Here is a 20,134-nt window from a genome sequence, read left to right as displayed (position 1 = left end):
GCGATCAAACAGAAAAAGGGTTTTTCAAAACGACAAATTTTGAAAAACCCTTTTATTATTTAAGACCCGGACAACTCCACGAACCTGACCAGACTTTCCATTCCCTTTTCGATCGGTTCCGTTTCGATGTACTCCCCCAGTGTATGCGCCCCGCCTCCGGCGGTGATCCCCAACACCACAGCGGGAATGTTTTTACTCAAAGGAATATTAGCATCGGTGGAGCCTGTCGTAAGAACAGCTTCTACGCCCTGCTCCAGCAAACAACTCACCGCGGCTTTAACCAACGGGTGTTCCGCAGGAATCTCTCCAGCCGGGCGTTCACCGATGATCTCTGCTTGAATCCTCACCCCTTCGTGATTCCAATGCAAGATGATCTCCTCCACTTGCGAGACCAATTTTGCAAGCGCCGCAGGATCTTCGGAGCGCAGATCCAATTCACACTTGGATTCTGCTGCAAGCACATTGACTCCCGTACCACCCTGAATGGTGCCGATATTCATCGTTGTGCGCGGCTCACGCGGCAGACGGATCTGCGTCAACTGTGTGATAAGCGCAGCAAGTTCATGCACGGCGGAAGGCTGACCATAGTCGGACCAGGAATGTCCACCGCGGGTCTTTGCTGCAATACGGTAGCGCCGTACGCCAATGGCACGATGATAGACATGCCCAAGTGCTAGACCCTCCAGCACCAAATACCCGATCACATCGGTGCCAAAACGCTCCACCACTCCGCGCATCCCACGCAGATCGCCGAGCCCCTCCTCGCCCACATTTGCCGCGAACCAAACATCATGCTTCAATTCGATCTTGCGTTCACGCAACGCCCACAGGATGCCAAATAAGGCTGCAACGCCAATGGAATTATCACCAATACCCGGACCAAAGACCTTGCCAGCTTCTTCCTTAACGTGGAGCTTGGTACCCGCTGGAAACACCGTATCCAAATGAGCAGACACGATCAACGCTTTTGCCTTTTTCGTCTTCCCCGGCAACCGCGCATAGACGTTCCCCAGTGAATCCATGGAAACATCTTCCAGTTTTTCTTGAATGAACAACCCGCGCACGAATTCCCCGCGCGGTCCCTCCGCAAAGGTGGGTGCCGGAATCTGCTGGATCTGAATGGCAAGGTCAAGGAGCTTTTGAGATAGGGTCATTGTGCCTTAATCGTAAATCAAAAATTGGAATTCGAAAATACTAGATTTCTCGTGCCATTTCTTTCAAAGCATGCAGACGGGCATCCGCCAGACCAGGCATGCCATCTAACGGCGAAAAGGGTCCCGTGCCTTCGATCTTCAACGAAGCCGAGACGTTCCCATGCAAAGCCGCCATCAATGGGTCATTCGTACGTTGAAGCCCTGCAAGAAAACCGCCGCAAAAAGCGTCGCCAGCTCCAGTTGGGTCAACGAGGCGGGCAGGATATGCAGGAATTTCATACCGTTTCTTTTCCGATGAAATATACAGCAATTGCCCAATCGCGCCACGTTTGATAATAATGATCTCCGGTCCATATTCGCTGATGCGTTGAGCCATCTCCCACAAGTCATTGCTCTCACCCCAAAACAGGGACCGCATTTCCTCTTCAGAGGGGAGAAACGCCGTTAAGCCGCTAAGCACAACGCGCAGTTCACGCCAAAATGCGGGCTTCATATACCCGGGTGCAGGGTCCAGGCTGACGGTCTGGTTTGAACCGCCTTTTAAAAGGTTAACCATCTGGCTTTGGCTGGTAAAGTCAAAGGGACATAGATGCACATAAGCGATATCCCGATATGTTTTAGGCACAAAACGCGCCGCAGGTGAAAGCGGATCAATCTCTCGCAGGTCTTTCACTGTGCCATCTTGTGGATGGTAGCCCAGCAACGACTTTGGGAATGTCATTTGACGGCGGGCAAAATGAGAAACGGCATTGGTGCTGCTGCGCTCATTTACATCTGTATAAGCGATGAATGTACGCAGGTCTGCCTGATTACTTTCAGGGTCAAAGTAAATGCCCTGAGTATCAAAACCGCGTTCATTCAGGTCTTCCAGCCACTCACGCGGATATGCCTGATTCACCCTTGAGATCAATGCCACCGACGCATCCCATACAGCAAGCCCGCCAAGTGCATATAAGAGGTTCCCGCCCGGAGAATCCAGCCGGGGACCTCCAGACGGGGGCAGAAGATATTCGCGGGATAGTTTCCCAGCAATGGCAAAAATGGGTGTCATGGGTGTCAGTATAAAAGAGCGGTTATTTCTTCATCCATGCCGGTTTTTTTGCCGCCACTTTTTTGAATACAGGGCAATCCTTTTGATGCGCCCCTGGCAAATATCCCGTGGACATAAGAAACTCGTTCACGATCTCACCGCCGGTGAATACGAAGGTCTTGCGGAACAACTTTGTCCATTCCTCTTTTGTGAGCGGATGATTTTTATCCAACCAGTTTTTGAACGAGCCGTGTTCTTTCTGCAATTCAAGGATCTTTTGCGCGTTTACTATGGCGGCATTAACTTTCAATTTATTGCGGATAATGCCTTCATCGTTCAAGAGTCTTTCTCTGTCGGTCTCAGTGTAACTGGCAACTTTCTTGATATTGAATTTATGGAATGCCTTGCGGAAGTTCTGTGCCCGTTTCAGGATCAATATCCATGACAACCCAGCCTGATTGATCTCTAGCACCAGCCGCTCGAATAGTTCGTTATCATCGTCAATAGGGAAACCATATTGAGTATCATGATATTCCCGGTTGAAGGTATCCTCGGGGTGGGAATTGCAGTAGTCACAGTAGGTTGTCATAATTCGATCTCCATAATTGGTAAAACACGATCGTCGCCAAGCAAGTCGGAATGATGTTCGCCAACCGTCTTTGCCCCCATTTTTTCATAAAAAGTTCGGGCATTCGGGTCTGCATAAATCCTCAAAGTATGAATGTTGAGAATTTTACATCTCTCCAGAATATGTTCAAACAGTCGCCTGCCAATCCCTTTGCCAATATACTCAGGCAAGACCCAAAGGTGACCCAACTCATAACCTTCTTCAATCCGGCTCAAAGCACCGAAGGCAATTGGCTTTCCTTTGTCCATCATCATCCAGACTTCGTTGGAAGCAATGTAGTCTGCAGTGATCGTCAACTGCGGGGTCCAAAATTGGATCCATGTTTCTGGATAATTCCAATATCGCTTGGCTGAAATGGCGATCTCAGTCAATTCATTGGCATGTTGGGGTTGCGCCGGGATAATTAAAATTTTAACCTACCACCCGAACCTCTCGCGGCATATCGGAGAGACTCTCTGCTCCATTCGTTGTAATGACCAAATTATCTTCGATCCGCACTCCATTACGATCAGGAAGGTAAATGCCCGGTTCGACGGTGAATGCCATACCCGGTTCGAGGATCTGCATATTATCGCCGCGCATGTAGGGAGCTTCGTGTCCTTCCATGCCAATGCCATGACCGGTGCGGTGCGTAAAGTATTTTCCATACCCGGCGCTTTCAATGACAGCACGCGCTGCTATGTCCACAGCAGCGCAAGGGACTCCCGGTTTAGCGGCGGCACGACCGGCAGCGTTCGCTTCTTGCACGACCTTGTGTATCTTCTGACATTCCGCATCCACCTCCCCTACTGCGAAGGTGCGCGTCAGGTCTGAGATATAGCCATCGTATGCGGCGCCCCAATCGACGACGAGCAGGTCGCCAACCTGCAATTTTCTATCCGATGGGGAAGCATGCGGATTCGCTGAGTTGGGTCCGGCAGAGATAATGGGTGCGAAAGGCAATTCAGGCTCTGAGCCCTGCTTCAACAACTGCATGACCAATTCCGATGCGACCTCTCGTTCGGTCATGCCAATTTTGATCTGTGGAATGGTCGCCTCCAATGCGTCTTGGGCGATCTTCACTGCCTTACGCATGGCATCCACTTCGGCTTTATCTTTGCGCAAGCGCAGGTCGGCAAGCACATCGCTCGCGTCGGGAAATTCCGCTTCGGGCGCGCCGGATTTTACATGGCGGAACTCCAGCAAACGCAATTGACGCGGCTCAACGCCGATACGCTTCCCATCCACGCCGAGCGCTTGAGCTGCTTTTCTGAAGGCATCGTCCCACTCTGCAGGATTCTCACCATAAGAAATGCCTTGAACCTTGTAAGGGAATAAGTCCACTTTGGGGAGTTCAAGCTCGGGAAGCACCAACACGGGGTCTTTACCGGGAGCAACAAACAAAACCACCGGGCGTTCCATCAGGTGGAAGGTCAACCCAGTGAGATATTTCAGCGTAGGACCCGGATTCAGAATAACAGCATCCAGGTTCGAGGCTTGTAATGAAGCGGTGAGTTTTTCGAGACGGGAACGAGGCACGAGAGTCTCCTATTTCTGTTTATGTTTGGCTTTTGAGAAGAGGTACGAACCCCAATCCACAACGATGGGAAAATAGGTTTCCAAGGCAACGGCAAAATTAAACCACCAAGGAATGACCAACTTACGACGCGGACGTTTGGCAACATCGATGACCCGGCGGGCAACATAGCTAGATGTGAGCCGTCCGCCTAGGCTGGCACGAACTGAATGATATGCCGAATTTTTACCAACATGCGAACCAAACTCGGTCGCCGCAGGACCCGGGTAAATACCGCTAACCTTGATACCCAACGGGGCAACTTCACGACGGATGGAATTATTGAAGGCTTTGAGCCCAAATTTACTGGCAGAGTAGCTGGCGATCAATGGCGGTGAAATAAGTCCTGCCACCGAGATCATGTTGATGATATGCCCCTCGCGGCGCGCGATCATGTGTGGAAGGACAGTACGAGTCACACGCATGGTACCGATCAAGTTAACCTTGATCAGCAGATCGATATCACGTTCGGGGGTGTGTTCTTCGAACCAACCCACACGCCCGATGCCCGCATTATTGAAAAGAATGTCGATGCGGTCATACAGGTCAACGGCGGTCTGGATCATGGTATCCACCTCATCCGGGTTGACGATATCGACGGGAACGGCGATGGCTTCGCCACCCGCATCCTGGATCTTTGCGGCGAGTTCCCGCAGGCGGTCTATGCGTCGGGCGGCAAGCACGACTTTGCAGCCTTCTTTTGCGAACATCCAGGCGGCATCTTCGCCGAAGCCGGAGGATGCGCCCGTGATGAGTACAACTTTGTCTTTGAGCGGGATAGGGATAAGGTTCATGGAGGGGTTATTGTAAAACGAAAAATGAAATTGGTGAAATCACAAGTCGATTGCGTAAAAGACCGCCGACAGCGGACGGTGGTCTGCGGTCGGCGGTCAAAAATTCAAGCTTGTTTATTATTCTTCGCCCTGCTCATCTGGACGTTTGCGCGGCTTGGGCGGTTCACTGATCTTTTGTTTGCCTAGCGCAATTTCCAAAACATCATCCATGTGTTTGACGGGCACGATCTTCATTTCGGATTTCGCTGTCTTGGGCAGATCCACCAAATCCTTGAGATTCTTTTCGGGGAGAATGACCGTTCGCAACCCGGCACGATGAGCGGCGAGGACTTTTTCGCGCACGCCGCCGATGGGCAGGACACGTCCGCGCAGGGTGATCTCGCCGGTCATGCCAACATGCTTGAGCACGGGGCGACCCGTGAGCGCGGAGATGATGGCACTTGCCATCGTAATGCCTGCAGAAGGTCCATCTTTCGGAATACCGCCCTCAGGCATGTGGATGTGAATGTCCATGCGTTCAAAGACATCGGTATCGATCTTGAGCGCAGCAGAACGCGACTTGATGTAGGTCATCGCGGCTTGCGCGGATTCCTGCATCACCTCCCCCATCTGACCGGTCATCTGCAAGCCGCCTTTGCCTTCAATGATAGCAACTTCCACCGCCATGATCTCGCCGCCGGTTTCTGTCCATGCCAGGCTGGTAGCGACGCCCACTTCGTCTGTCCGCTCGGCTTCGGATGGGAAGACTTGCTGAGGACCTAATAATTTCTCGATGCCCTCACCCACAATGGCGGTGGGGTATTTCTTCCCTTCCGCTTTCAGGCGTGCGACCTTGCGACAAATGCGGTTGATCTCGCGCTCCAGTCCGCGCACACCGGCTTCATAGGTGTACTCGCGGATAACACGTTGCATGGCAGACGCTTCGAAAGTCAGCCCGAGTTCGTCGATGCCATTTTCTTCGATCTGGCGGGGAATGAGATAACGGTTGGCAATCTCAACTTTTTCTTCTTCGATATAACCGGGGAACTCAATCACTTCCATGCGGTCGAGCAAGGGCGCGGGGATGTTTCCCAGCGAGTTCGCAGTGGTCACGAACATGACCTTTGAAAGGTCGAAAGGCAGTTCGAGGTAGTGATCGCTAAAGGCGTAGTTCTGTTCCGGGTCGAGCACTTCAAGCATCGCCGAGGCAGGATCGCCGCGGAAGTCCGAATACAGCTTATCAATTTCATCTAACATGAACAACGGATTGGATGTGCCCGCCCGCTTCATCGTCTGAATGATGCGACCCGGCAATGCACCAATGTACGTGCGACGATGTCCGCGGATTTCGGCTTCATCACGTACGCCACCCAACGAGACACGCACGAACTTGCGCCCAAGCGCATCCGCAATGGAACGACCCAGCGAAGTCTTGCCCACGCCGGGAGGTCCGACGAAACACAGAATCGGCTGACGTTCTTTCTTCGGCTTGAGCGAACGCACCGCAATATATTCGAGGATGCGTTCCTTGGCTTTCTTCAAGCCAAAATGATCGCGGTCTAAAATCTTCGCTGCGTTCTTTACATCCAAATTATCCGCCGTGGAATTCGCCCAAGGCAGGTCAAGGATCCAATCAATGTAGGTGCGGATGATGCCCACTTCAGGCGCCATCGGCGGCATCTGGTTGAGGCGTTCCACTTCTTTCATCGCCACCTTGCGGACTTCATCCGGCAGGGTCGCGGTTTCAACACGTTTTTTCAGATCGACAGAATCGCGGGTGAAGATATCGCCTTCACCCAACTCGGTTTGAATCTGCTTCATCTGTTCGCGCAGGTAATACTCGCGCTGACTCTTGTCCACTTCGTTTTGCACGCGAGTGTGGATCTCATCTTCGAGTTCGAGCACGTCCACTTCGGCAGCGAGCAGATTATTCAGTTGTGTGAGGCGTGCCTTGGGGTCAAGGATCATCAACAGACGCAGCTTGGCTTCATAAGTGAGACCAAGCGAAGTCGAGATCATATCCGCCAGCCAACCCGGCTCGGCAATGTTCAACGCGAAGACATGCGCTTCTTCTGGGATGGAACGATCCAATTGAATGCAGCGTTCGAATTGATTCAAGACCGAACGCATCATTGCTTGAGTTTGTCTATCCGCCGATGTCGGCTCGTGGATAATTCTCGCACGCACTCGAATGTACGGCTTGAGGCGAATGAACTCGACGATCTCCAAACGGCGGCGTCCCTGCACGAGGGCAGAGTGTGAACCATCCGGCATATCCAACAAGCGCCCCACTGCCATCTCCACTCCGATGGGCAGAAAATCTTCGGCACCGGGGTCTTCCACATCCGGGTCGCGCTGGGTCAGACCGATCACTGTCTGTTCTTTAGTTTGAGCTTCTTCCAATGCCAACAGCGAAGCCTCGCGACCAATAAAAATTGGCGAGACCATGCGCGGAAAAATGACCATATCCCGCAACGGCAACACCGCCGCTTCGATCAAGCCATCGGCTTTCGGCTCCATATTCGGGATGCGATACAGTTCCTCCGTACGCTGCGAAAGCGTCAGGTCAAAATCATCTTCATTCCAGGGTTGATTCATTCAAAAATTTCCATTCTCTCATCACTTCCGCGGTCACGAACATCGAACCAGCGGATAACACGATACTACCATCTTTTGACGACAATTCCAACGCGTGCCGCAAGGCTTCCTTGACGGGAACCAGCGCCTCCCACTCCGCCCCTGCCTGATCAGCGAGACCCGCAATTTGCTCCACGCTCAAAGCCCGCGGATGGTCGGCTCGCGTGATGATGATTTTCTTTATCTTTGGTTTCATCTCTGCGAACATACCAGGAATGTTCTTATCTTCCGACGCTCCAAAGATGAGATAAACCTTTTTGTCAGGGAAATACTCTTCCAACGTCTCGCGCAGCTTCTCGAACGAATCCTGATTATGCGCCGAGTCGAAGATCACCGGCGGTTCGACCCTTGCTACCTCAAAGCGAGCGCGCCATTGTACCTGAGAAAAACCCAGTTTTATCTGCTCATCTGTGATTGGAATCCCGCTGGTTTTCAAAGCAGTGTACGCTGTGGCGGCGTTCTCAATTTGGTGTTTTCCAAGTAACGGAATGTGAAGCTCGACGATGGACGATGGACCATCGACCATAGACTTTCCATCGTCCACGGTCCATCGTCTATCGTCAACTGCTAGCCATTGTCCCTTCAATGATGTCCCTTGCAATTCAAACCCTACATCCCGTCCCACAAGAGTTATATCAGAATTTCTTTCTCTGGCTATGCGCAGTAAAACTTGGAGGGCTTCATCTTTCTGCGGGGATGAAACCATGGGCACGCCCGGTTTGATAATGCCTGCCTTCTCCCCTGCTATCAGTGCGAGTGTATTGCCCAACACCGCCATGTGGTCATACGACAGCGACGTGATGACCGAGACCTGCGGCGTGACGATATTGGTCGCATCCAAACGTCCGCCCAAGCCAACTTCAAAGACCGCAGCCGTCGCTCCATATTTTGCAAACGCCATGAACGCCAATGCGGTCGTGATTTCGAACGTGGTGAGTTTTTCTATCTTCGCCACATGCGGCTTGATCTCTTCTACTAACTCGATCAACTGCTCATGGGTTATTGGCTCGCCATTAATTTGAATCCGCTCGACATAATCCAACAAATGCGGAGAGGTGTATAAACCCGTCTTATATCCTGCCGCCATCAAACCCGCCGCACACAACGCGGACGTGGAGCCCTTCCCCTTCGTCCCCGCCACATGGATGATGGGATATTTCGTCTGCGGGTCACCCAGCGACTTCATCAACGCGAACATGCGGTCCAAGTTGAAGTCTGCTTTCGCCAATTCGGACGAATGTTTCAGGCTATAATCAACAAAAGAATACAAGTAATCCAAAGCACGGTTGTATTGGGTTTCAATGTTCATGCGTGGGATTCTAAGGCGTAATGCTTGATTCGTAAACTTATAAAATAATGACTCTTGATATAAGAACCTTGGTCATCATGTCCGCTATCACCCCATTCGGGATTGGGGTGCTTATGACAATATACCTTACTCAAAGGAAGGTATACCCAGGTTTCAGCAGTTGGGTATTGGCAAACTTTTTTTTCAGCATTGGCTATTTGGGTTTGTCATTACGAGATTCTGCCAACCCATTTATCTCGGTTGTGTTGAGCAATATTCTGATCGTTTTAAGCGAAGTATTAATATTTGAGGGGATCCGGCACAGCTCTAACACCGGGGTTACGCGGCATCTATACAGCTGTTCAAACGACCCAGGTTAATCTACTTGCAGACGCAACGGGCGCGTGGGCAAGTATGATCATTCTTGCTTCGGTTATCATTTGGACCTTTTACTTTTTCTTCCTTACCAGCGCACGGATCGAAATGGAACTCAAACAAGCTCATGCAGAGATGAGTTTGTTCGCAGCAACCGATTTTCTAACCGGGCTTTACAATCGCCGTTATTTTTTAGAACATGGCGCAAATGAATTCGACCGCGCCAAGCGTGAAAATAAAACTTTTTCCATTTTTTTCATCGATCTAGACAATCTTAAGCAGATCAATGACCGATTTGGGCATGAGGCAGGCGATAATGCGCTGATCTATATAGCTGAAATCTTAAAAAGCGAGACACGTTCATATGATGTTGCCGCCCGTTTTGGCGGTGATGAATTTATTTTACTGCTCTGCAATACTGACTTAGAAAAAGCGCGTCAAGTAGCTGAAAGAATACGGTTCACCGCTGAAAAGATAATCATCTCCGACAAAGATCATCCCTTGCATGTGCGCATTTCAATGGGAGTGACCGTCTTAAAGCAGGAAGACATCAATATCAACCAACTTTTACAACGTGCTGACACTGCATTGTATCAAGCAAAAAATGAAGGGAAGAACCGGGTTGTTTTTGCGTAACCACGTTTTATAAGATCATGCTTGCAACACTCACCCTTCATTTACGTTTACCCCTCTGCGCCTCCCTCAAAGAAAAACGCGGACGGATCAAACCGTTCATGTCTCGTTTGCATCGCGAGTTCAACGTCTCGGTGGCGGAAATGGATTTGCACGATAAATGGGAAGAAGCCATCATCGTCTGTGCGATGGTGGGGAACGACCATGCCTTTCTCCAATCCGCACTGCAAACTGTGGCAAAATGGGCGGAAGCGAATTGGCGTGATGGAGATGTGTGGGATACGAAGATAGAGATGGTTTATTAGTGATATCCTGAGCAATTGCAAAAGGGTCTCAGAGATAATCGTAGAGATGCTTCGCCTAAGGGCTCAGCATGACAATTAAAATAGATAAATGGAGGTACTTTCCATGAAAACAGTCCGAGTGCATGGATATGGCGGGGTTGAGGTTCTGAAATATGAAGAGGTGGAAAAACCTGAACCGGGTGAGGGACAGGTTCGGGTCAGGCTTGAAGCGGTGGGCGTCAACTTTATTGACATTTATCATCGTATGGGGCGCTATCAAGGCACACTTCCGCTCACATTGGGTCAGGAAGGCGGCGGTGTTGTCGATGCGATTGGGGCAAACGTAGCCGAGGTCAAGCCCGGGGATCGTGTAGTGTACGCTGGTGTACAAGGTTCATATGCCGAATATGCCATCGTCCCTGTCTCAAGTCTGGTTCCTGTGCCTCAAGGTGTAGATCTAAAAATCGCAACGGCTGTCACCTTGCAAGGCATCACGGCACATTACCTTGCGCTGAGCACCTACCCACTCAAAAAAGGCGAAACGGCTCTCATCCATGCGGCAGGCGGCGGCACTGGCGGTTTGTTGGTGCAGATCGCCAAGCTCCGCGGAGCGCATGTGATCGGAACGGTTTCAACGGAAGAGAAGGCAATACTTGCTCGCGAAGCCGGTGCAGATACAGTCATCAACTACGCTCAAACTGATTTTGAAGCGGAAGTCAAAAAGCTTACGAACGGTAAAGGCGTAGATGTAGTTTATGACTCGGTTGGCAAAGATACCTTTGAAAAAAGTTTGAATTGCCTGCGCAAACGCGGCTACATGGTGCTCTTTGGTCAATCCTCTGGTTCAGTTTCGCCAATAGACCCACAGATCCTCAACGCAAAAGGATCATTGTTCCTCACCCGCCCAACCCTTGGACATTACATATCAGATCGCGCAGAACTAACAGGGCGAACCAATGATCTCTTCCAATGGATCGCCGACGGCAGGTTGCGGGTGTTGGTTGATAAGACCTTCCCGCTGGCAAATGTTGCAGAAGCGCATCGTTATCTCGAAGACCGAAAATCCAAGGGAAAGATACTTTTAATCCCCTAACAAAAATTCATTTACCTTCATTAAAACCGCCTCTGAATCAAAATCCGGGGCGGTTTCGCTATGGTACACTACGCTTGTTATTTCGATAGACCTCTTGCATAAGTGCTCTCGCCGCAGTCCCCGGCGGCGAGGACGCCGCCTTGAGCAGGATGAAAAATAGACTTTTACAAGAAGTCTGATCAAAAAAATCCCCTCAAATCTCTTAAGACAATCCCAACTCTTTGAAAACCATATTCTGGAGCATTATGAACGACCAAATAACAAAAAACTGCGCGAACTGTAAACGAAGCGATGAGCAAACACCCTTGCTTACCCTGACATTCAAAGGGAAAGAAAGTTATATCTGCGCACAATGCCTGCCCTTGTTGATTCACAAAACACACTTGCTGGCAGATATCTTCCCTGGTATAGACGTACCGCAAAGCGTAGAGCATTAACATGTCGAAACTCACCCGCAATTCCCTTATTGTTGCGTTCTTCTTTTTGATCGATAAAGTGCTGGCATTCGTGCGTACGGGCATCATCTCACGTCAGTACTCTGGCGAAGTGCAATTGCTTGATACATTCAATGCTGCGAACAATTTACCCGACCTTTTATTCGCACTCATCTCTGGCGGGGCATTGGGCATGGCGTTCATCCCGCTGCTGACAGAATACCTCACCACCAAAGACCGCGCCGCCGCCTGGGACTTGTTCTCACGTGTGGCAAATATCGGCTTTTTAGTGACGGGCAGCATTGCCATTGTCATTGCTATTTTTGCTCAACAGATCGTGGATGCAGAGATCGGCATTGCACCCGGGTTTGATGCCGATCAACGGGCATTACTGGCTGAACTCATGCGATTGAATCTGATCGGTACGATCATTTTTTCGATCAGCGGCTTGGTGATGGCATCGCTGCAAGCCAACCAACATTTCGTCCTGCCCGCGCTCGCTCCCAGCATGTACAACGTGGGGCAGATCATCGGTGCAATCTTTCTTGTGCCTCGTTTCGGTATTCAAGGTTTGGTGTACGGGGTTATTCTCGGCGCGGCATTCCACCTGCTCATCCAAATTCCAGGCTTATTTATGTACGGCTTCCGCTGGACCCCCGCACTCGATATTCGCCACACCGGGCTCATAGAAGCGCTAAAACTCATGGCGCCGCGTCTGCTCACCATGGCAGGCATTCAAATCATTTTCATCGCACGCGATAACCTTGCCTCACGGCTTGACCAGGTCGGCGCAGTGACGTCGCTCACCTATGGCTGGATGATTATGCAAGTGCCGGAGACGATCCTTGGAACAGCAATGGCGACGGCAATGCTGCCAGCCCTCTCGGAACTCGCCTCCAAAAAAGATTGGAGCGGATTCGGCGCTGCGGTCGAACGTGCCCTGCGGGTGTTGATCGCCTTAACCCTGCCGATCGCGGCGATTATGGCGGCAGGAATTCACCCGCTTGTACGCGGCGTCTTCGGCTTCGACGAGCAGATCTCCACACTCATCACCTGGACAACCCGCGCCTATCTCGCCACATTAACCGGGTACACCATCCACGAGATCGCCATCCGTGCTTTCTACGCCCGTAAAGAACCAATGGTGCCTCTGTATGCGATCAGCATTCGCCTGGTCATTTTTTTGGTGATCGGCATCCTCGGCGTGACCTTTTTTAAGAACATCGGCGCGCCGGTCATTGCCTTCTCTGAGATCGCCTTATTGATCGAAGCCATCATCATTTTAGGCTGGCTCTCGAAGCGCACTCATGAACCGCTAAAAACGAATACCGCCGTCTTCAAGGGTCTCATCGCTGCAGGTATTGGTGGAGTTGTAACTTATCTCATCGCACTGTACCTGCCTGGTGGTGCGATCATCACTGCACTGATCGGCATGCTCATAGGTGGAGGCATTGCACTCGTCATCGTCTGGTCTGAGGCGAAGCAGGTCATTCGCCTTTAAAACAGGCGCACCTGCCAGTGAGTCTCCAATAAGAAAATTTTTTTGTTCATTCAAAGGGATGTATAATCACCGCCATGTCTGAAGAATTTGAAACTACACAATCTACAAAACCCTATAAGGAAGGGGATACCCAACCGCTCAAGGTCAAAAAACCTTCGCGTTGGCGTTCGCTCCTCATGGGTGTACTTGGTTTTATCCTCCTGATCGGTTTGGGAGCGTTCGGAGGGTACAACTCTGGCGTGAACGCACGTAAAAATGCGGAACAAGCCATCCTCGCCACACAACTTTCTGAGCAATTCTCTTTCGCATTGGTCGATATTCAATTTGGTCGTTATGAGAATGCCCGACAACGTCTTGAGTACATCATTCAACGCGACCCGGGCTTCCCCGGCGCACAGGATAAACTCACCGAGGTTCTCGTGTTGAGCAGCATCCCCACCCCCACCGCCGCGCCCACCGCCACCGCCACTCCCGATTTCAGCGGCGCAGAAAATGCCTTTGCCCGCGCACAGGAACTCATTCGCGCACAGGATTGGAATGGCGCATTAACGGCTCTTGATACCATCCGTAAACTTGACCCAGGCTACAAATCTGCCCAGGTGGATGGCATGTATTATTTCGCCCTCCGCAACAAGGGACACGACCTGATCCTTAAAGAAGGCAACCTGGAAGGCGGCATTTACTACCTGACCCTCGCCGAACGTTTTGGTCCGCTTGATAGTACAGCCAGCGGTTTACGCGATGGCGCGCGTGCTTATATGGTTGGCGCCAGCTTCTGGGAGCTCGACTGGGGGCAAGCCGAAGACAACTTTGAAACCGTAGCCGCTGGGTGGCCCTCCATGTGGGACGGAACCATGACCGCCGGACAGCGTTACTTCGTAGCCTCCGTCCGTCTGGCAGATCAAATGTTCACAGATCAAGATTACTGCTCCGCCTACGAACAATATCTGAAAGCATCTGCATATGGCATTCTGGATGACACCGCCAATGCAAATTCAGCGCAAGCCAACTCCATTTGTAACCCAGTGGAAGAAGTGCCCGCCGAAGGCTCTGTGGAAGCCACACCAACCCCCTAACGATCATGGATGCACCTTCTACTCCGGTCCTTGCGGTCATTTACTGGATTCACATGCTGGCAACCGTTACCTGGATCGGGAGTCTCGCGGCGATCAACTTGCTCTTTCTGCCCGCCGCCACCCGGACCTTGAAACTGCCCGACCAGCTCAGCCTGATCACCGCCCTGCAAAAAAGGCTTGAGCCGCTTGCCTGGTTTTGCATGGGCATCCTGCTGGTAACCGGTCTTTTCCAATTGAGCACCAGCCCACATTACGATGGCTTTCTTTCCATCAGCACCCAATGGTCGCTGTCCATTCTTATCAAGCATGGGTTCGCCGTCATCATGGTAGTGGTTAGCGCCATCCAAACCTGGGAAGTGCTGCCTGACATCCAACGCACCTTGATGAAGAAAGATAAGGCGAATGAAGGTGAGCTCATACGCCTGCAAAAAAGAGAAACTCTACTGCTGAGAATCAATCTCTTGCTCTCCGCGCTGATCCTCGCAGCAACCGCATTCGCAAGAGTATCGTAAATAAAAAGACCGCTGCCGAAACAATGCAGCGGTCTTTTTGATTCTCAACCCGTTCATTACAACTTGATCAGATTCGGCTGTTCCACCAGGACCCCGGTCAGATCATAGGCAAAAGCGCCGGTGATGCGCACCGGAACAATATCGCCCACCTTTGCTTTTCCTTCCACAACCACATACCCATCCACTTCGGGCGCATCACGATAGGAACGTCCAACTGATATGCCGTTATCGAAGCCCTCCACCAATACATCCAAGGTCTTGCCAACGTAGGATTGATTGACTTGCAAGGAAATATTCTGTTGCAGTTCCATCAACCGATCCATACGCTCCTGCTTCACCTCGGCAGGGACTGGGTCACCCAAGGGCGCGGAGGTTGTCCCCGGCTCGAAGGAGAACTGAAAGGCTCCGGCGCGGTCGAAGCGGATCTCGTTCACAAAATCATACAACGCCTGAAATTCTTCATCCGTTTCGCCGGGGTAGCCAACGATGAACGTCGTACGAATGGCTAAGTCTTTAATGGTGGCACGCATTTTGGCAAGAGTCTTATGTACCCATTCCATGTTGGAGGGGCGTTTCATGCGATACAAGGTCTTGGGGTGCGCATGTTGCAATGGAATATCGAGATATGGCAAAATTTGTTTACGTGTTGCCATCACTTCGATCATCCGGTCAGTGACATAACCCGGATACGAATACATGATGCGGATCCAGTCCATATCGGGCACGGCATCGGTCAATTGCTCGAGCATAGTCGCGAGACCGTCTTTCATGCCGAGATCATGCCCATAATCTGTGGAATCCTGCGCGATCAGGATCAATTCACGTACGCCTTTGTCACGCAAAGTGCGGGCTTCATGAATGATCGCTTCGACCGGGCGCGAAACCGCCGTACCTTTGATAAGCGGAATTGCACAAAACGCACAGGGACGGCGGCAGCCATCCGCGATCTTCAAGTAAGCACTGGGTCCGGTTACGCTCACGCGCATGGCGCCGTGTTCGTCCGCACCGACTGTGGGAGCCTCCGGTAGGTGGTAAATGGGTTCAGGGCGCTTGCCTTTGCGGGCATCATTCACAACCTGCACAATATCCATCCAACGGCGTGTTCCCAGAATGCCGTCAATACCGGGAATGCGTTTTGCCACTTCCACACCATAACGCTGGGTCAGGCATCCAGCCGCGATGAGCACCTGATTCTTTTTCTTACTCTGAGCCAACTCTCCCAGCACCTTATACGACTCGTCCTTTGCCGGACCGATAAAACCGCAGGTGTTCACGATCAACACAGAAGCTTTCGACGGGTCTTCCACAAAGCTGTAACCATCGCTGGTTAACAGTTGAGCCATTGAATCGGAATCGACCGTATTTTTAGAACAACCAAGTGAAACCAAATGAAAAGTATTTTTAGACACGTTATCTTCCTGAGTAATACGGGTAAATTTCTATTGTCCAGCCGTCGGCGTTGCCGTTGGCGTGGTGGTGGGCGTAAAAGTTGGTGTGGTCAGCGGCGTATTCGTCACTGTCGGCGGGATGGTGGCAGTGGGAGTTACCACACCAGTGATCAAATAAACCTGGTTCACCACTTGACCCGGTCCGCCTAGCAAACCGAGGTCTGCTCCATTATATGTGATTCTCAATGCCGAGCCATCGCCTGTGAGAATCACCACCTGATCGTTCGCTTCGAACAATTTGGATTCACGCGGCAACATACGCCCTTCAAATGCGATCTCACCATCCACCGAAATGCGCACGAACACACGCTCCAAAGCGAAAACGTTCACCGACACATTCGCAGTCGAAGCGGGGGCACCTTCCGGCGTTGAGGTCAAATCCAGCACCCCGCCTGCATTTGCCACGGAGGGGTCATCCACGGCGACGAAGGTTAGAACTGCAGAAGCTGTCGGCTGCGGTTCATTTCCCAACACATTCACGATCGGTAATGCTGTTGGCTGGGCTGGCTCATTACCGGCAATGACAAGACGCCCCACCCCCCAGATCGCCAAGCCTGCAAGGATAACGATCATCATGGCACCAAAGATGAGGTCACCTGCGATGAAGGTTCGCAAAAATGGCATGGAAGGCGTGACTTGAGTTTGGATCTTATCACGCGGGGTTTCGGCGTATTTTTCATGCCGCCGCGCCTGTAAAGCATCGGCATAACGCAACAACACGGTATCGACATCCAGGTCGAGAAAACTGGCATAGTTCGAAAGCATGCCGCGGGTTTGCACCGTTGATGGCAGTTTATTGAACGCGCCTTCTTCCAACGCTTTTACAAAGACCGCACGTAAATGCGTATGACGTTCCACTTCATCAATGGTCAGGCTGATCATTTCGCGGCGTTCGCGCAGCATTACACCGATCTCAGCCATGATCACATCGGCAGGTTTTTCAGGCTTGGCAGGCTGCAGTGTCTCTGATGTTTCTGCTTCCTCAGAAACGACAACCTCAGACGCCTGTTCCTGCTTTTGGAGCTTGACCTTGAATAACGAAACAATACGTTCCCACCAGGCTGGCTGCGCCTCTTCCTGAACTTGAGCTTGTTCCTCGCCCTCTGGCAAAACCTCCGCCGAAGGTTCGCTGGTCTCGGCATCTTCTCCTTCCACGGGTTCCTGAATCACTTGCGGCGTTGGTATCAATTTGGGTTTACGCGGCAGGAAACGGGTCCAGAAAGGAGGCGCGGGTTCTTCTTCGTCCTCCGGTTCTGTCAGTGGAGGTAACTCTGTTTCAACGAGATTAACCTGCGGTAGAGGTCCGCTTACTTCAGCGGGCGGGATGGGGTTACGCTGGATCTCGGCGATCAACTCGTCAATATCGAGGTTGAGATATTCGGCATAGTTGCGCAAAAATCCACGCCCCTGCGCCGCAGAAGGCATGACGGAAAAATCGTCAGCTTCGAGAGCCTGAATGAAGACACGGCGAATACGGGTTTGCTCCGCTGCCTGTTCAAGCGAAAGATAACGTGCCTCGCGCTCGCGCTTCAAACGTTGACCAATGGTTTCTTGCATGGGAGTATTTTACTTGGTTTCCTTTCCGGCGAATGCCGAAGGCGGATTATATCTGATAGTTTGCTATAATTATTTTCACGTTAGGAGAGGTTTATGAGCGCACCCGATACAATCATTGATTTAGTTGAACGATTTGAACGCAACTATGAACAATATCGCGCTGGAAAATACAACGAAACACAACTAAGGCGTGAATTTCTTGACCCATTCTTTGAGGCGTAAGGAAAGGGGTAAAATTATCTCATGAACGCAAAACCCTATCCTTTCAGCCTCTCCAAACTGATTGACCTTTGCCGTCAAAACGATGTTTCGATGGTGGGTATCTTCGGCTCGATGGTGCGCGGAGAAGCAACCAAAAACAGCGATATTGATTTGATTGTCCGCTTTTCAAAGCGCAAGAGTCTGCTGTCAATGGTTCGGCTTGAGCGTGAATTGGCTGAAACGCTGGGGCGCAAGGTAGATTTGCTGACCGAAGCCTCCATCAGCCCATATATGCGTGAACGGGTCTTACAAGAAATGCAGGTGGTCTATGGCTCGCGATGAAATGCTCTACCTCCGCCACATGCTGGATGCAGTGGATACAGTCGAAGAATATTTGCAAGGGGTCGATGAAGAAAAATTCAAAAACACCCGCCTGATTCAAGACGGCGTCATTCGGCAAATTGAAATCATCGGCGAAGCTGCCCGGCATATCTCCAAAGACATCCGCAAAACCTACCCTGAAATTCCGTGGCAGGATGTTGCAGGCATGCGCGATAAACTCATCCATGATTATTTTGGCGTGGATATTGAAAAGGTTTGGGATACCGCCAAAGATGACCTCCCCATTTTGCGGAAACAGGTAGTAATAATTCTAAAAGACTTCGGACAATAACTATAACAAATAAAAAAACGCTCTTTTTCAAGAGCGTTTTTTGTTGCTACAAATCTATTTCAATCTCAAAAGGGATGAGACGTTTTGAGTCACTGGCACTTGCGCCGGTGATGTGATGTTTTGTTCTTATTCCCTATTCTGCTTTTGCTTCTGCGGCAGGCTCTTCGCTTTTCTCAGCCTTGGCAGGTTCTTCGTGATGAGCGACCGTTTCGATGCCTTCACCTTCGCGGTGTACGATCACCTTGAATTCGGGCACCAAGTCCATTGTGAGGCGAACGTGAGCGGTGAATTCACCGAGCGTACGGATGGGCTGGGTATCGACCTGCTGGCGCTTGACTTCGAAGCGAATCTTTTCGGTGAGCGCGGCGGCAATATCGCCAGTGGTGATGGAACCGTAGAGTTTTCCAGTGTCACCAGCCTTGGCGGGGAAGACCAGAGTGACTTCCTTGATGAGGTCGGCAACGCCTTTGAGTTCATTGTTCTGGGTGTTGCGGCGAACTTCAGCCTGAGACTTGATCTTTTGAACCTGTTTGAGCGCGCCTTCGGTTGCGAGAACAGCGAGACCCTGCGGGAGCAGGAAGTTGCGTCCGTAGCCATCGGCTACTTTCTTGATGTCTCCGGCACGTCCGAGTTTGTAAACGTCTTTAATGAGCAATACTTTCATGATTTAAGCCCTTTCGGCAAAATTGATGTCAAGTCGAAGGGTACAACGACTTGCGGGTCAGGATTTTACCACAAAGATGCAGGGATTCGAGTTTGCCCCGATAAAATGCAAAAACAACGTGCTACGAAATGTTCCGTTTTTTACGTGATTTCCATAAAGTTTTTCAGGTTTAACGAAGCCGTAGTACGCGTCGCTTGTATTTGCCAATGCAGAAGAAAAAGGTTAAGATAATGCCATGAGCCAGTTCCCCATCAAGTTCAGACGTGTGGCAGTATTTGCTGGTATATTTATTCTAGTTCTGTTCGTGATCGAATTCAATTCGCGCCTTATAGAATTGAACCGTCTGAACGAGCAACGCGATGAAATGCGCGCACTCGCCACACAAGCTGTACAAACGCAGATCGCCTTGCATACACAAGTGGCGTATGCGGCTTCCACAGAAGCAGTGGAAGAATGGGCACGGACGGATGGGCATTATATGCAGGAAGGCGACCAGCCGGTCATTCCGGTGGAATTACCAGGCAGTGAACCTGTGATCGCCAGCACGCCTGTACCGGAGCCAACGCCAATGCAAAATTGGGAGATCTGGTTGATGCTTTTCTTTGACCGTTAGCTCAC

Annotated in this window: 21 protein-coding genes; 10 read left to right on the top strand and 11 right to left on the bottom strand. The window is 51.0% G+C overall.

The genetic code is table 11. The features are described from left to right. Positions 1 to 59 precede the first annotated feature (59 nt). The 8 genes from IPG80_RS06655 to IPG80_RS06620 all read right to left on the bottom strand — a co-directional run bounded on the left by IPG80_RS06655 (position 60) and on the right by IPG80_RS06620 (position 9,086). Entirely contained in the window at positions 60 to 1,154 is a 1,095-nt protein-coding gene (locus IPG80_RS06655) for a M20/M25/M40 family metallo-hydrolase (RefSeq protein ID WP_345104186.1), read from the bottom strand. Between the two features lie 40 nt (positions 1,155 to 1,194). After that, positions 1,195 to 2,205: a carbohydrate kinase family protein gene (locus tag IPG80_RS06650; protein ID WP_345104182.1), complete on the bottom strand. Its 1,011-nt coding sequence runs from the start codon at positions 2,203 to 2,205 to the stop codon at positions 1,195 to 1,197. Positions 2,206 to 2,227: 22 nt separating this feature from the next. After that, entirely contained in the window at positions 2,228 to 2,773 is a 546-nt protein-coding gene (locus IPG80_RS06645) for a DNA-3-methyladenine glycosylase I (RefSeq protein WP_345104179.1), read from the bottom strand. Then, complete coding sequence (locus IPG80_RS06640; protein WP_345104176.1) at positions 2,770 to 3,108, bottom strand: GNAT family N-acetyltransferase; 339 nt, start codon at positions 3,106 to 3,108, stop codon at positions 2,770 to 2,772. The genes IPG80_RS06645 and IPG80_RS06640 overlap by 4 nt, the downstream gene beginning before the upstream one ends. Before the next feature lie 115 nt (positions 3,109 to 3,223). Beyond that, entirely contained in the window at positions 3,224 to 4,330 is a 1,107-nt protein-coding gene (locus IPG80_RS06635) for a Xaa-Pro peptidase family protein (RefSeq protein ID WP_345104173.1), read from the bottom strand. A 9-nt stretch (positions 4,331 to 4,339) separates the two neighbouring features. Then, positions 4,340 to 5,161, bottom strand: coding sequence for an SDR family oxidoreductase (locus IPG80_RS06630; protein ID WP_345104171.1), 822 nt, complete (start codon positions 5,159 to 5,161; stop codon positions 4,340 to 4,342). A 117-nt stretch (positions 5,162 to 5,278) separates the two neighbouring features. Further along, positions 5,279 to 7,738, bottom strand: coding sequence for an endopeptidase La (gene lon, locus IPG80_RS06625; RefSeq protein ID WP_345104168.1), 2,460 nt, complete (start codon positions 7,736 to 7,738; stop codon positions 5,279 to 5,281). Beyond that, positions 7,719 to 9,086 carry a folylpolyglutamate synthase/dihydrofolate synthase family protein gene (locus tag IPG80_RS06620; protein ID WP_345104165.1) on the bottom strand — a complete coding sequence of 456 codons (1,368 nt, stop codon included), beginning with the start codon at positions 9,084 to 9,086 and terminating at the stop codon, positions 7,719 to 7,721. Before IPG80_RS06620 ends, lon begins: the two co-directional genes overlap by 20 nt. 393 nt (positions 9,087 to 9,479) lie before the next feature. Here IPG80_RS06620 and IPG80_RS06615 point away from each other — a divergent pair, with 393 nt between their 5' ends. The 6 genes from IPG80_RS06615 to IPG80_RS06590 all read left to right on the top strand — a co-directional run bounded on the left by IPG80_RS06615 (position 9,480) and on the right by IPG80_RS06590 (position 14,973). After that, positions 9,480 to 10,076: a GGDEF domain-containing protein gene (locus IPG80_RS06615; protein ID WP_345104162.1), complete on the top strand. Its 597-nt coding sequence runs from the start codon at positions 9,480 to 9,482 to the stop codon at positions 10,074 to 10,076. 17 nt (positions 10,077 to 10,093) lie between these two features. Next, positions 10,094 to 10,378 carry a DUF503 domain-containing protein gene (locus IPG80_RS06610; RefSeq protein WP_345104159.1) on the top strand — a complete coding sequence of 95 codons (285 nt, stop codon included), beginning with the start codon at positions 10,094 to 10,096 and terminating at the stop codon, positions 10,376 to 10,378. 103 nt (positions 10,379 to 10,481) lie between these two features. Further along, complete coding sequence (locus IPG80_RS06605; protein WP_345104156.1) at positions 10,482 to 11,450, top strand: quinone oxidoreductase; 969 nt, start codon at positions 10,482 to 10,484, stop codon at positions 11,448 to 11,450. A gap of 438 nt (positions 11,451 to 11,888) precedes the next feature. Continuing rightward, positions 11,889 to 13,385, top strand: a complete 1,497-nt coding sequence (gene murJ / locus IPG80_RS06600; RefSeq protein WP_345104153.1) for a murein biosynthesis integral membrane protein MurJ — start codon at positions 11,889 to 11,891, stop codon at positions 13,383 to 13,385. Between the two features lie 74 nt (positions 13,386 to 13,459). Beyond that, a complete protein-coding gene (locus IPG80_RS06595; protein ID WP_345104150.1) occupies positions 13,460 to 14,461 on the top strand; it encodes a hypothetical protein in 1,002 nt (333 codons plus the stop codon). Between the two features lie 5 nt (positions 14,462 to 14,466). Further along, positions 14,467 to 14,973: a CopD family protein gene (locus tag IPG80_RS06590; protein ID WP_345104147.1), complete on the top strand. Its 507-nt coding sequence runs from the start codon at positions 14,467 to 14,469 to the stop codon at positions 14,971 to 14,973. Positions 14,974 to 15,029: 56 nt separating this feature from the next. Here IPG80_RS06590 and rimO read toward each other — a convergent pair whose 3' ends face one another. Together rimO and IPG80_RS06580 are read right to left on the bottom strand one after the other, a co-directional pair. Next, positions 15,030 to 16,382 carry a 30S ribosomal protein S12 methylthiotransferase RimO gene (gene rimO, locus IPG80_RS06585; protein WP_345104144.1) on the bottom strand — a complete coding sequence of 451 codons (1,353 nt, stop codon included), beginning with the start codon at positions 16,380 to 16,382 and terminating at the stop codon, positions 15,030 to 15,032. A gap of 30 nt (positions 16,383 to 16,412) precedes the next feature. Then, entirely contained in the window at positions 16,413 to 17,978 is a 1,566-nt protein-coding gene (locus tag IPG80_RS06580) for a RodZ domain-containing protein (RefSeq protein WP_345104141.1), read from the bottom strand. A gap of 93 nt (positions 17,979 to 18,071) precedes the next feature. On the opposite strand from IPG80_RS06580, the gene IPG80_RS06575 reads away from it, so the two are divergent. Genes IPG80_RS06575 through IPG80_RS06565 form a run of 3 tightly spaced genes read left to right on the top strand, consistent with a single transcriptional unit; the run spans position 18,072 to position 18,852 of the window. After that, on the top strand, positions 18,072 to 18,200 hold the full coding sequence (locus tag IPG80_RS06575) for a hypothetical protein (RefSeq protein WP_345104138.1): 129 nt from the start codon (positions 18,072 to 18,074) through the stop codon (positions 18,198 to 18,200). A gap of 21 nt (positions 18,201 to 18,221) precedes the next feature. After that, the gene (locus IPG80_RS06570; protein WP_345104136.1) at positions 18,222 to 18,521 is read left to right on the top strand and encodes a nucleotidyltransferase family protein; all 300 of its coding nucleotides are present in this window, start codon (positions 18,222 to 18,224) and stop codon (positions 18,519 to 18,521) included. Beyond that, positions 18,508 to 18,852 carry a DUF86 domain-containing protein gene (locus IPG80_RS06565; RefSeq protein ID WP_345104134.1) on the top strand — a complete coding sequence of 115 codons (345 nt, stop codon included), beginning with the start codon at positions 18,508 to 18,510 and terminating at the stop codon, positions 18,850 to 18,852. The genes IPG80_RS06570 and IPG80_RS06565 overlap by 14 nt, the downstream gene beginning before the upstream one ends. 133 nt (positions 18,853 to 18,985) lie before the next feature. On the opposite strand, the gene rplI is transcribed toward IPG80_RS06565, so the two are convergent. Next, a complete protein-coding gene (gene rplI, locus IPG80_RS06560; protein WP_345104131.1) occupies positions 18,986 to 19,516 on the bottom strand; it encodes a 50S ribosomal protein L9 in 531 nt (176 codons plus the stop codon). 235 nt (positions 19,517 to 19,751) lie between these two features. On the opposite strand from rplI, the gene IPG80_RS06555 reads away from it, so the two are divergent. Beyond that, entirely contained in the window at positions 19,752 to 20,129 is a 378-nt protein-coding gene (locus IPG80_RS06555) for a hypothetical protein (RefSeq protein ID WP_345104129.1), read from the top strand. Positions 20,130 to 20,134: the final 5 nt, after the last annotated feature.

This window comes from Candidatus Villigracilis vicinus (assembly GCF_016702885.1).
GTDB classification, from domain to species: Bacteria; Chloroflexota; Anaerolineae; order Anaerolineales; family Villigracilaceae; genus Villigracilis; species Villigracilis vicinus.
The sequence above is the reverse complement of the archived record's forward strand: the minus strand, read 5'-3'. Positions and strand labels throughout refer to the sequence as shown.

Bases quoted from the DNA above. Each gene is read 5' to 3' on its own strand.
- IPG80_RS06655 (WP_345104186.1), bottom strand. From the start codon at position 1,154: ATGACCCTATCTCAAAAGCTCCTTGACCTTGCCATTCAGATCCAGCAG.
- IPG80_RS06650 (WP_345104182.1), bottom strand. From the start codon at position 2,205: ATGACACCCATTTTTGCCATTGCTGGGAAACTATCCCGCGAATATCTT.
- IPG80_RS06645 (WP_345104179.1), bottom strand. From the start codon at position 2,773: ATGACAACCTACTGTGACTACTGCAATTCCCACCCCGAGGATACCTTC.
- IPG80_RS06630 (WP_345104171.1), bottom strand. From the start codon at position 5,161: ATGAACCTTATCCCTATCCCGCTCAAAGACAAAGTTGTACTCATCACG.
- lon (WP_345104168.1), bottom strand. From the start codon at position 7,738: ATGAATCAACCCTGGAATGAAGATGATTTTGACCTGACGCTTTCGCAG.
- IPG80_RS06620 (WP_345104165.1), bottom strand. From the start codon at position 9,086: ATGAACATTGAAACCCAATACAACCGTGCTTTGGATTACTTGTATTCT.
- IPG80_RS06615 (WP_345104162.1), top strand. From the start codon at position 9,480: ATGATCATTCTTGCTTCGGTTATCATTTGGACCTTTTACTTTTTCTTC.
- IPG80_RS06610 (WP_345104159.1), top strand. From the start codon at position 10,094: ATGCTTGCAACACTCACCCTTCATTTACGTTTACCCCTCTGCGCCTCC.
- IPG80_RS06605 (WP_345104156.1), top strand. From the start codon at position 10,482: ATGAAAACAGTCCGAGTGCATGGATATGGCGGGGTTGAGGTTCTGAAA.
- murJ (WP_345104153.1), top strand. From the start codon at position 11,889: ATGTCGAAACTCACCCGCAATTCCCTTATTGTTGCGTTCTTCTTTTTG.
- IPG80_RS06595 (WP_345104150.1), top strand. From the start codon at position 13,460: ATGTCTGAAGAATTTGAAACTACACAATCTACAAAACCCTATAAGGAA.
- IPG80_RS06590 (WP_345104147.1), top strand. From the start codon at position 14,467: ATGGATGCACCTTCTACTCCGGTCCTTGCGGTCATTTACTGGATTCAC.
- IPG80_RS06580 (WP_345104141.1), bottom strand. From the start codon at position 17,978: ATGCAAGAAACCATTGGTCAACGTTTGAAGCGCGAGCGCGAGGCACGT.
- IPG80_RS06575 (WP_345104138.1), top strand. From the start codon at position 18,072: ATGAGCGCACCCGATACAATCATTGATTTAGTTGAACGATTTGAACGC.
- IPG80_RS06570 (WP_345104136.1), top strand. From the start codon at position 18,222: ATGAACGCAAAACCCTATCCTTTCAGCCTCTCCAAACTGATTGACCTT.
- IPG80_RS06565 (WP_345104134.1), top strand. From the start codon at position 18,508: ATGGCTCGCGATGAAATGCTCTACCTCCGCCACATGCTGGATGCAGTG.
- rplI (WP_345104131.1), bottom strand. From the start codon at position 19,516: ATGAAAGTATTGCTCATTAAAGACGTTTACAAACTCGGACGTGCCGGA.
- IPG80_RS06555 (WP_345104129.1), top strand. From the start codon at position 19,752: ATGAGCCAGTTCCCCATCAAGTTCAGACGTGTGGCAGTATTTGCTGGT.